This window comes from Acinetobacter rudis (assembly GCF_031157835.1).
In the GTDB taxonomy this organism is placed as follows: domain Bacteria; phylum Pseudomonadota; class Gammaproteobacteria; order Pseudomonadales; family Moraxellaceae; genus Acinetobacter; species Acinetobacter rudis_A.
In genome coordinates, this window is sequence record NZ_JAVIDR010000003.1 from 266,147 (window position 1) to 277,979 (window position 11,833).

At 39.2% G+C, this 11,833-nt stretch carries 10 protein-coding genes; 1 reads left to right on the forward strand and 9 read right to left on the reverse strand.

The features are described 5' to 3' along the window. Positions 1-2: 2 nt before the first annotated feature. Genes RFH42_RS05180 through RFH42_RS05200 form a run of 5 tightly spaced genes read right to left on the reverse strand, consistent with a single transcriptional unit; the run spans position 3 to position 6,231 of the window. Positions 3-761 (reverse strand): iron ABC transporter ATP-binding protein, encoded by a 759-nt coding sequence (locus RFH42_RS05180; protein ID WP_308974520.1) that lies wholly within the window; start codon positions 759-761, stop codon positions 3-5. Further along, positions 758-1,750, reverse strand: coding sequence for an iron chelate uptake ABC transporter family permease subunit (locus RFH42_RS05185; RefSeq protein ID WP_308974521.1), 993 nt, complete (start codon positions 1,748-1,750; stop codon positions 758-760). Before RFH42_RS05185 ends, RFH42_RS05180 begins: the two co-directional genes overlap by 4 nt. Further along, positions 1,747-2,691: an ABC transporter permease gene (locus RFH42_RS05190; protein ID WP_308974522.1), complete on the reverse strand. Its 945-nt coding sequence runs from the start codon at positions 2,689-2,691 to the stop codon at positions 1,747-1,749. The genes RFH42_RS05185 and RFH42_RS05190 overlap by 4 nt, the downstream gene beginning before the upstream one ends. Beyond that, on the reverse strand, positions 2,691-4,457 hold the full coding sequence (locus RFH42_RS05195) for an ABC transporter ATP-binding protein (protein WP_308974523.1): 1,767 nt from the start codon (positions 4,455-4,457) through the stop codon (positions 2,691-2,693). Before RFH42_RS05195 ends, RFH42_RS05190 begins: the two co-directional genes overlap by 1 nt. Continuing rightward, positions 4,450-6,231: an ABC transporter ATP-binding protein gene (locus RFH42_RS05200; RefSeq protein WP_308974524.1), complete on the reverse strand. Its 1,782-nt coding sequence runs from the start codon at positions 6,229-6,231 to the stop codon at positions 4,450-4,452. The genes RFH42_RS05195 and RFH42_RS05200 overlap by 8 nt, the downstream gene beginning before the upstream one ends. Positions 6,232-6,445: 214 nt before the next feature. On the opposite strand from RFH42_RS05200, the gene RFH42_RS05205 reads away from it, so the two are divergent. Further along, a complete protein-coding gene (locus tag RFH42_RS05205) occupies positions 6,446-7,069 on the forward strand; it encodes a TetR/AcrR family transcriptional regulator (protein ID WP_308974525.1) in 624 nt (207 codons plus the stop codon). 93 nt (positions 7,070-7,162) lie between these two features. Here the strand turns inward: RFH42_RS05205 and RFH42_RS05210 are convergent, their stop codons facing one another. From RFH42_RS05210 to RFH42_RS05225, 4 genes are all read right to left on the reverse strand, one after another. Beyond that, positions 7,163-7,621, reverse strand: a complete 459-nt coding sequence (locus RFH42_RS05210; protein ID WP_308974631.1) for a GNAT family N-acetyltransferase — start codon at positions 7,619-7,621, stop codon at positions 7,163-7,165. A gap of 172 nt (positions 7,622-7,793) precedes the next feature. After that, positions 7,794-8,627 (reverse strand): siderophore-interacting protein, encoded by an 834-nt coding sequence (locus tag RFH42_RS05215; protein WP_308974526.1) that lies wholly within the window; start codon positions 8,625-8,627, stop codon positions 7,794-7,796. Positions 8,628-9,019: 392 nt separating this feature from the next. Then, positions 9,020-10,621, reverse strand: coding sequence for a Na/Pi cotransporter family protein (locus RFH42_RS05220; RefSeq protein ID WP_308974527.1), 1,602 nt, complete (start codon positions 10,619-10,621; stop codon positions 9,020-9,022). Positions 10,622-10,707: 86 nt separating this feature from the next. Next, the gene (locus tag RFH42_RS05225) at positions 10,708-11,832 is read right to left on the reverse strand and encodes an ABC transporter permease (RefSeq protein WP_445596578.1); all 1,125 of its coding nucleotides are present in this window, start codon (positions 11,830-11,832) and stop codon (positions 10,708-10,710) included. Position 11,833 lies beyond the last annotated feature (1 nt).

An 11,833-nucleotide genomic window follows, 5' to 3' on the forward strand; every position in this document is an offset into this window, starting at 1 on the left:
TATCAATTAAAATAACTACAGTAATAACCGTGTTGCCCATGCTGAATGGTAAAATTCAGCTCGTATAAATCTCCTAACAGCTTTGCAGTAATAACCTGTTGAGTTGGTCCGCTAAAACATAATTTGCCATGTTTCAATGCAACAATATGGTCAGAATAATTTGCCGCAACATTAATATCGTGTATAACCAAAATCACTGTGCGGCCTTGCTCATCACATAATCGGCGCAATGCTCGCATCAATTGCACAGCATGTTTCATATCCAAGTTATTCAATGGTTCATCGAGCAATAACACATCCGTTTGTTGGGCAATGGTCATTGCTAAATATGCCATTTGACGTTGTCCACCACTAAGCTCATCCACATAAGCATGCCGCAATGGTTGTAAGTCTAAAAAGTCTAGGGATTCAGTAATGACCTGATGATCTTGTGCATTTAGGTGACCTTGACTATGTGGAAAACGACCGAATGCAACCAATTCTTCAACGGTCATGCGTAAATTCAGGCCGGGTGATTGTCTTAGAGTCGCCACCCGTTTGGCGTATTCAGCTTTACTGATGTGGGCAATATTGCGTTGTCCCAATGTGATCTGTCCCTGATCAGGAATTGATAAATGCGCTAACATCATCAATAAAGTTGATTTTCCTGCACCATTGGGTCCAATCAAAGAAGTGACCTGTCGTATTGGAAAATCAATATTAATTTCATCAAGTACAACTTGGCCTCGATATGCTTTGTAAATATGATGAGCAGAAATCATGTCATTCCCCGAGTACGTAGAGCCAACAGCAAAAAATACACTCCACAAACCAAATTAATTAAAATACTGATGGTCGTTTTATAATTAAAAATATGTTCAACCAAAATCTGCGCTAACAAAAACACAGTAATAGCCAGTAAACTTCCCATCAACAAAGTCCAATAATGTTGAAAACGACCAGCCAAGGCATAAGTAATGTTGGCAATAAATATCCCCATAAATGCAGTCGGCCCAATTAAACTGGTCGAGATAGCAACTAATATTGCAATAATCGCCAAACACCTACGCATTAACTTGTCATGATCAAGTCCTAAAGATTGTGCTTGTTCAGCCCCTAAGAGCAAAACATCAAGTAAAGAAAATGTATGGCGTCCCCAATATACAAACGCAGCTACAGCTAAGCTGGCGTAAAGCAAAGTCTCTGGTTGTGAACGATTGAATGAGGCATAACTTAAACCCTGAAAAATCGAAAACTCACCTGGGCTTATTTTTAGCTGCACAAATTGTGTGATTGTGCCAAAGAGCAAGGTCAAAACTAAGCCACATAACAGCAGTTGAAATACATTCTGCTTTACATGGGGCAATAACCAGTGTTGTATTGCCCATGAATACAACAACATCAAAAAGATGGATAAGAAAAAGTGACCATTTAGCCCTAACCAGAACAGTGTTTGAGTCCCAAATAGAAACAATAACAATACTTGCCATAGCAAATAAATCGCCTCATAGCCCATCACTGCTGGCGTTAAAATACGGTTTCCCATCAAGGTCTGAAAAATGATTGCTGAAAAAGCAATACAAATCCCTGCAAGTACAATAGTGGCTAAGCGTAATAATCGCCGTGGAATGACATAATCAAAATCCATATCAGCATTAAAAAAGACAAAAAATAGTGCTAACCCAACGACCAACGTAGAAATACCAATATACCGCGCGCGCAGATGCTTCTTGCTTTGTTGTAATGTTTGAAAAGTAATGTTCAGATTCATGTACGTATCCTTCTAAAAATGAGGATAAAGAACAGTAATCCACCAACACCACCTGCAGTTAATGCAATTGGAACCTCAAAAGGATAAAGAATTAAACGCCCAACAATGTCACAAAGCAAAAGTAAGCTCGCACCACCTAATGCCACAATCGGTAAGGTTTTTTTCAGGTTATCACCGTATTTCATTGCAACTAAATGCGGTACAACCAATCCAACGAATGGAATTGCCCCAACGCTGATCACACTAATAGCAACCGTTGTAGCCACAATGAGCAAACCTATAACAGCCATCGCGTTATAATTCACACCTAAACTAGAAGCAGTATCATTGCCCATACCAATCACAGTAAAACGCTGTGCGAAGATATAACTTAAAATCACCATCGGTACGATGATATACATCAATTCATAATGACCCTGGACGACTCTAGAGAAGTCCCCCAATAACCAGCCTTGCATACTCTGCAACATGTTATTTTGATAGGCATAAAACTCAGCTAATGCCGCCAAAATACTGCCATACATCAAACCAATTACAGGTATAAGTAAGCTATTGCGAAACTGAATGCGCTGCACAATAGCGATAAAAATTAAACTAGCAATAAAACAAAAAGTGAGTGCAAATAACATTCTGCCCATCATACTGACATCAGGTAATAGACTTAGCGCAACCAACACACCCAACCTTGCTGCATCTAATCCACCCGTTGTACCAGCCTCAACAAAACGGTTGCGTACAATCTGCTGTAAAATCACACCACAAATTGCTAGCCCAACTCCTGTTAAAATAATGGCAAATAACCGAGGCAAACGGCTTGCAGTTAGTATTAACCAAGTTTCACTTGAAAAATTAACCAACTCTGACCACTGTAATTGCTGAGCACCTAATATGAGTGACAACATACTCAATAAGACAAAGCCCAATAGAAATACAATCGGCATCAAGATGAACCCTCAGCAGCTAATGCCCCTATATGCCAACCTTGTAGCTGATGACTTTGTTGGACAAAATGCCAATAATCACCTTTGATTTGGCTGAGTTCTGTTGCCGTTCCTTGTTCTGTTATTTGGCCATTTTTGAGTACAACAATTTGGTCTGCATTAACAATTGTAGATAACTGATGAGCAATGACTAAAATTGTTTTTTGCCCACGTAACTGTTGGAGCAAATCACTAATCATGGCTTGATTTTCAGTATCTAAAGCAGCTGTGGCTTCATCAATAAGTAAAATAGGCGCATCTTTGATCAAAGCACGAGCGATGGTCATCCGCTGCCGCTCACCACCCGATAAGCGCCCACCACCCTCACCGACCATGCTATTCAAGCCCTCTGGTAATTGAGCAAGCAAGTCACCTAAACCCACCTGTGTTAATACATGCAACATCTCTGTTTCAGTTGCATCGGCTCTCCCAATACGCATGTTGTCTGCAATACTCCCCGCAAACAAATAGTTATCTTGGAAGATTTGACTCATCTGTGAACTTAATTGTGCAGAGGGGAATTGTTTAACATCTATGCCCCCCACTAGCACTTGCCCCTGATCCACATCGTAAAAACGAGCAACCAATTGAGCGATGGTACTTTTGCCAGCCCCTGAGGCACCAATAAGTGCTGTCATACTGCCTGAGGCAATATTTAAATTAATTCCTTCTAGAACAGGTGGGAGAGTTCTATCATAGGAAAAATATACATCTTTAAAGCAAATCGAATGATCAACAAGTCGTTGTGTCTTTACACCTTCTGCTAAGGCATGTTGGTCAAAAATAGCTTCAATACTGGCAAGTTGTGCAGCACCACCACGTAAAACCTCACTATAACTTGCGACCTCAGTCACAGCTTCAATAAAACGGCAAAGTAATAATAAAATGATCACTACACTAATGACATCAGCTAACACCAATTGATCACTCGGAATGAGTACCAAAGCCATCAGTGCCAATAGCAATAATCCTGCAAAAATAATTTGGATTACCCAAGTGTTTAATACAGCAGCACAAGAAGATAAAACAATTAATTTAAATGCAGATTGGCGTTGTGTATCAAAGGCTTGATCCAAAAACCGACGACTCGTGCCCTCGCCATTGAATGCACGGAAAATAGATTGTGCTTGGGCAAATTCAACAATACGTTGACTGGTAGATGCAAAATTATGCTGATAGCTGGCATCTGTATAACTGGAAATTTTTACAGTTAAATAAAACACCATACCCAATATAGGCAAAGCCAGTAAACTCATTAAACCCAACTGTGGGGAGTAAAAAAATAATGCAATCACCATTACCACTGGTGTGATTAAACTGGTCAATAACGGGGTAAAAACATGTGCTGGCAACTGAGCAATCGACATCATTCCCTGATTAACAATATGATTAAACTGCGTCTTATTCTGCTGATTAAACCAACCTACTGGTAAAGTAGCGACATGCTCCCCCAAACGTAAACGTGCACCAGCAAGTACAGCAATACCTACTTTTATACCTTGCTGTTCAACCACACGACGTAGCCACCAACACATGGTGATACAAATAATGATTAATAATAAAAATATTTCAATATACGAATATGCACTCTGTAGCACCTTTGCAAGTAATACAGCTAACAGCACCATACTCAATCCACAAAGCACAGCATACACGGCGGTAAGGACAAGATAACGATAGAAAATATAACAATCATTGCCTAATAATTTGGAAAATGTTTTAAACATTAGGCTTCTCCATTTGCTGTTGACTACGATGTATCCATAACTGAGCATAGCGCCCGTTTTGTATCAACAATTCATCATGTTTTCCTTGTTCAACAATATGACCTTGATCTAGCACTACAATCTGATCAGCATGTATGATCGTGTCTAAACGGTGAGCAATCACCAATAATGTTCGACCATGAGCAAATCGAGCCAGTGCCTGTTGAATAGCGATTTCATTTTCAATATCCGCTGCTGCTGTCGCCTCATCAAGAATCAATATTGGCGGATCAAGTAAAATTGCCCGAGCTATACTGATGCGTTGCCGTTCACCTCCAGACAGCGCAAGATCGGCCCCAAGCACAGATTGATATTGCTTAGGTAAAGACATAATACGCTCGTGAATATTGGCAGCCCGTGCAGCAGTTTCAATTTCTGACTGTGTTGCTCCAGCACGACCCAATGCAATGTTTTCAGCAATTGTGGCGTGAATAAGTTTTGTTTCTTGTAAAACAAAACCCAGATGTTGATATAAATAACAGCTATCAATGTGCCGAATATCAACACCGCCCAAACGAATTGTGCCTTCAGTTGGATCAAAAAAACGGAGCAACAACTGGGCAAGCGTTGATTTTCCTGCACCAGATGGCCCGACAATTGCGGTGACTGTACCTGGCCTTAAACATAGTTCAATCTTGTTTAAAACACTTTGTTCTGTATAGGCATAACTAACTTGCTCAAATTGCACAGTATAGTCCTGAACTAGTGCAGTTTGATTAGGCTGTAACTGCACTAATGAAGGTGTATCAAGCAAATCTAATATGCGCTGTGCCGCAGCTTGGCTCCCTTGTAGATCGTGTAAAAGCGTATGCAATAATAAAACAGGAGCGCAAATTGCAGGTGCAATCAACACAAAAGGTACAACCTCAATAGCTTGCATCCAGCCCATAGAGCTCATCACTGTTGCAAAGAAAATCACCACGCCAAGCACAGTAACAGGTGCAACCATTGCATGGGCATGCGCCATCGATTTTACTAATGGTCGAGTGAACTCACGAAATGCTTGTGCAAAGCCCTGCACAGCTTGCTGATAACCAATCGTTGCTTGCCCAGTTTGAGCAAATGTTTTTACAACAGGAATGGCTTGTGTCAATTCAACAGTTGCACTATTCATTTGCCCCAAATGTGCAGCAAAATCTCCCATATGAGCTGTACTACTTTTCATGGCATGTCGTAAAAATAATAAAAAACCCAGAAAAGGAAGAAATGACAGCAATGCCAAACGCCAATCCAACACAAACAAATAAAATGCAGCGATCAACAATGTGCCAAACGCACGTCCCACGGCAGGATAAAAATGTGCTGTTAAACTATGCAATGAACTAATATCGTCCTGCATTGCCTGTTTCACTTCACCAGCGCTTCGAGCGCTAAACCATCCCAATGGAACTTGTGTCAAACGCAAAGTAATTTGTTGTTGGAGCTGTGCTGTGATTCTATGATCTGCAAGATGTGCAAAGAACTCAGCTGCAGTAATTGCGAATACACCAAGCAATAAACTCCCAACTGCAACAACCATTAGCACCATGAGATTACTGTAGTGATCTACCCAATGAGTTGTCATTCCCATATATAAACCTTGAATCAACCACGCAATAAGTGCCAAAGGCAGCAGGCTAAGTATTGCGCCCAAAGCAGAAAGCAACGTAGATCCAACAAGTTGTTTTTGTATTGGAGCTAATATGCATCCCAATGCACTTTTGCGCTGCTGTTCCTTTAAACCTTGTTCACTCATATCACTCTGCTTCCTTTGGTTACTTATTCAAAGTTGAATCTCTGTACTTACCCTTATGGGCATCGCAAATGTTTACTTGACTATTTACGAATGGTAATGAGAATCTATATCAATAGAATTAGTTGCATTGTAGTAAACTAATTAAATAAAGTAAACGGATTTGACCCTCCATCAATGACATGGCAACATGCAAAAATTAAATTTAGGAGTAAATATGCCCACGCTCACCAAGCAGGTTTCTCGTGGACGACCTCGTACCATTACCCACGAACGCATCATGAATGCAGGCATTAACATTGGTTTATTAAATATTACTTTTGTGGGAGTCGCTGCTGCGCTTGGTGTCAGCCATATGGCCCTATACAAGCATATTTCCAGCTTAGAAGAATTAAAGTATTTAATTGCTGAAGAGATTTTTTTACGTTGGAAAATTCCACAACCAGAAAACAGTACAAAAGTTGCCCTCCATGATTATTTAATTATTTTTATGCATTCATTACGAGAGTTGGTTAAATCTAACGCAGGTCTAACGCCCTATTTAATCCGTCGTTTAGCCTCAACACCATCTATGGTGGCAAAAATTGAACATCATCATCAAACTGTTTCATCTGCCTATCATTTAACCATCGAGCAAGCACGTTGGCTCAATGCAACTATTGCCTTTCATTGTATTGCTGTTGCAGATACTATTTATTCTGTTGCAGGTAAAGAGCCGATTAAAGATGCTCAACGAGCAGATGAAGAAGCTGAAATGGAAGCTGAATTTGTACAAAGTATGCGAGCATTAATTATTGGTGCATTACACATGATTAACGATAAAAAACATGATGGCGAATAGATATTGAACAAAAAAAGGGGCGTGTTGCCATATACACGTACCCGAAATTACTTAAACGCTTAAAATACAGCTTAATAAGCTCAAATATGTAGTCTAGGTACTCTGAGTATCTGCCACATACATACGAATCAGCTCACCACCATCTTCTTGAACCATGGTTAAGAATTGCCAACCACATTTTTCATAAAAAGTTTCGTGATCTGTCACTAAATAAAGTTTGTCGATATTCATTGTTGCAACATCTTCACGAGCACAATCCAATAATTGGGTAGCAATGCTCTTGCCGCGGTATTTATCTTCGACAAATAGCGCACATAAATTAGGGGTCAAATCTGTGCGTTCATGAAAATCATTGTCAATAACACCACAGCCCGCTACGATATTTTGCATTGCATCAATCACAATATACCATTGTGGGACGCCATTTTTTTGTGCAATAGATTGTTGAATACTGTCTTGATACACCTCTACAGGCATTTGCCATTTTTGTGCAAACCAAACTGCTGCCTGAGATAAATACTGCGGAAAATCTGCTAACTTCACTATTTCCATGACCACTGAACTCACTATGTACCACACGACTTTTATTCGGCATAAAGCATAATCAAGTTTTATGGAGATTTGATTTGTTGATTGTGGAGTTTTGATGGATTGTAAATAAAATCACAATGTTAGCCCTTTCAGTCAGATATTATCTCCCCCATGATCATGTATGAAATATTTATTAGATCTGTACGTCTAGATCATCAAATGCTTCTAGCCCCTGACCTTGAGCAACAAGTTCTGTATAGTGTTTCACCCGTGCTTCATCAATCACTGAACTACTCATCCCTGCTTTCCAATAGCCAAATACTCGGACGTCTGTTCTAGCAAGTTGCAGTTGTTTAAGAGCATACTCACGAATTTGACGTGCTTGTTGTCGTTCACATGCAGCCCAAAGTGTAATTTCCTCTGAAGCTTTAAATTGTGTCAATGCGATTAACAATTCGGATTGAACGCTATTTTCTTGCAGTAACACATGATAATTTACATCTTGAAGTATTGGAAACTCTTGTATTAACGTTACTTCTGCCGTTGCGACAAAAATCTCTGCTCTCACATGCTTAGGCCACTGCTTTAACATGGCATAAACCGCAGGTAGTGCAGTATCATCAGCTAAAATAATACAGGTCTTTTGGCTTTCCCAATGAGGATTAACATGTATTCGAGGGCCTGTTAGCGAAACAATCGACCCAACAGACAATGTATTCAGCCATCGCATTGCTGGGCTTTGACCACCATGTAATACAATATCAACCTCTATCTGCTGGCTTTGTGGATCAAAATGACGAACTGTATATATTCTTGATAATGGACGACCATTATGTTGTTGTTCAACATCAATGCGTATTGCAAGATTCGGTAAACACCACTGTGCAATCTGTTTCGTATCTATTTTCCCATACACACGTACAATGGAATCATAGGGTTGTGTGATTGCAGTTATTGTCATTACAGTATGCTGCATACCATTCATATGATCATCTTGTTGCAATAATTCTGTGTCTTGTTGACGCATAAGTTACTCGCTTACTCTTTTTTACAGACTTGATAGCAAAATACCCATGTATCCAAGCATAACATATTTATTAAATGATTATCATTTACTTTTAATTTTTGGTTTTTCTCATGGGTTTATACCATTCGGCTTGTGAAGACAATACGACTCAACACTTGCGGACTTAGCACTATTGCCCACTTTAAAACAGGTTCAACACCTTGGGGAATCAAATCAGTTGAAAAGTTAAAGTAAGATTAAAATAGACAAAAAAAAAGCCACACTCTGGGAAGTGTGGCTGAAAGTTTAGCTCTTCATGTTCTGCATTGTAATGCAAATAAGTTCAATTATTCCTTTAGTTTTTAGAACACTTTATCCCAAATATCAAACGACGAATTAAACATGTTCAATGTTTAATTCTGTGAATCTGGTTTATCCAAACTTTCATATAGTACATTGGATAATCGATAACTATGTGCGATCAAACGATCCATCCAACGTTGCGCTGCCAATAATTCCAAGCCTTTTGCAGCATTCAATTGATGCAATTCACTATATTCCATTAACTTAGAACGAATCTCTGCACGGTGATTACTGGTCCATTTTTTCAGGTTATTGAGTTCATCTTTTAGATGGGTAATCTGCTCAGGATCGGTAAGATGTCTACCATCTTCAATATAAGACTCAACAATATGAACATAATCTAGGGCAAGTTGATAAACCATTGGCTGGGTACGAAGTAAAATGCCATTTTCTGTATGTTCTAAATCACTACGTAATACCCGAACATATATCATAACTCTTAAAAGTGCTAAGAAACTGGTTTTCAGCTCAGAATGTCCAACTAAAACAACTTTCTCCAGATACTCCTCAACCTGAGCAATCACATGATCAAGTTCATCTAATTGTTTTTGCTTAGGAACAATCCCTTCTTTGAGTAAGTGTATAAATATATACAATATTTCAAAGAGACAATAATGTACCACTGTCCTTGCCGATTGTAATGCTGCACTAGGCACTTGCAAACTTGCCTCATCTAAACAGGCTAAAATTGAAGGTGAATCATCTGGCAATAAATGAATAATCAATACTTCTAGTTGTTTAATCAACGGCATAAAAATCATCGCACCAACCACACTAAAAGCGGTATGAAATATTGCCAGTAAAACAACTAAATCAAAATCGTGAAAAAATGAGACCTTCTCAGTCAGGCCAATAAACAATGGGGCAACAACAATAAAAGCAACAAGTGCACTAACAATGTTAAAAATAACATTAACAGCCACAGTACGCTTTGCGTTAATTGATGCTCCAATTACTGATAATACCGTTATGCTTACTGAACCAACGTTTTGCCCAATAACCATAAAGATCGCTTGTGGAAAATCAATTGCGCCACTGGCAAGTGCGGCCATGGTTGCGGTAATGGCAGCGCTTGACGACTGTAGAACCATCGCCATCACAATACCAATAAAAACCAACACAATTTTTGACCAAAACCCAGTATAAGCAAGCAAGCTAAAATCGCTCTGCTGAGAAAAACCAGCCATTGCCACTTGTAAAACATCAATACCGTAAAAAATTAAACCAAAACCAGCAACCACCAAACCAAATAACGCCATACGATCTTTATAGAGCAATTTAATAATTGCCCCGAAAGCAATAAGGGGTAAGGCAAACATCGAGATGGAAAACTTTAATCCAATGAAGGCAACAATCCAGCCTGTACTGGTTGTACCAATATTAGCACCAATAATGATGCCAATCGCCTGTGCGAAAGTCAGTACACCCGCACTAACAAAACCAATCGTTGCCACTGTGGTTGCGGTAGATGAGTTTACGAGTATTGTTAAACCAATACCCGATAACATTGCTTTAAATTTATTTGCAGTAAACTTGGTTAATAATGCTTTTAATGTATTTCCAGCAAGTGATTTAAGGCTATCCGTCAATAATGTCATGCCGATTAAAAATAAACCAACACCCCCACATAACTCTGCCAAAATTTGCAGCATGTTATATCCTCTACATCAATTTATCTTCATTTTTTTATTAAATAAAAAGCAAGCTATAAATATCACAGCTTGCTTTATAAAATCGATCAAGCCATGGTATGAATCGTGTCTTTAAAGCGTTTCCATGCCACGTAGAAAAATACTGAAGCAATGGCAATTAAACAAAGAAACGACGGCCATACAACATCAAATCCAGCATTACGGTAAAGAATAGCTTGAGCCAAAGAAACGAAGTGTGTTGTTGGTGCAAGTAACATAACGTGTTGAACAAACTCAGGCATACTTTCTCTTGGCGTTAATCCACCTGATAACATTTGCATTGGGATTAAAACCAACATCATTAACAAACCAAATTGAGGCATCGATTTTGACACGGTTGCCATATAAATACCCATTGATGTTGTTGCAAATAAGGTTAATAAAGCTCCAAAGAAAAATAACAGCAAACTACCATCAATCGGAACATGTAGTACGCCCTGTACTACAACTTTAATACCGACAAAGGCCGCAATCATCACCACCAAACTCATTGACCAAACTTTAGCCAACATAATTTCAAATACAGTAACGGGCATAACCATCAAATGTTCAATCGTGCCATGCTCACGCTCACGAATGAGGGCAGCTCCGGTTAAAATAATCGATAGCATGGCAACATTATTAATAATCTGCATAACGCTACCAAACCACTGTGCATTTAATGTGGGGTTAAAACGCGCACGGAGTTCTAAATCTACGGGTAATACAGTAACTTGACGATGACGCTGCAAATATTCATTCACTTCCGACAGTACAATCTGCTGAATATATCCAGCACCAGACAATGCTTGAGACATACGTGTTGCATCGACATTGACTTGCACAGATGCAGGATTACCTGCCAACAAATCTTTTTGAAAGTCGACAGGTATATTTAAAGCGAAGGTAAATTGTCCTGCATCCATACCAGAATCCATTGCATTGAGTTCTGTACTCTGCGCAATAAAGTAAGGTGGAACAAATGCAGAAGAAATCCGTTCAGATAAAATCGAGTGATCTTCATCTACAATTGCGATTGGTGCTTTGTTCAGACCATCAGGTACGGCTGTGGCTGCTGTATATACCGATATAGTAAAGGTATATAAAATCAGCACCAACATGATCGGATCACGCCACAGACTCCAAAGCTCTTTACAACCGAGTTGATAAATATTTTGTAGTTTTGCTCTAATC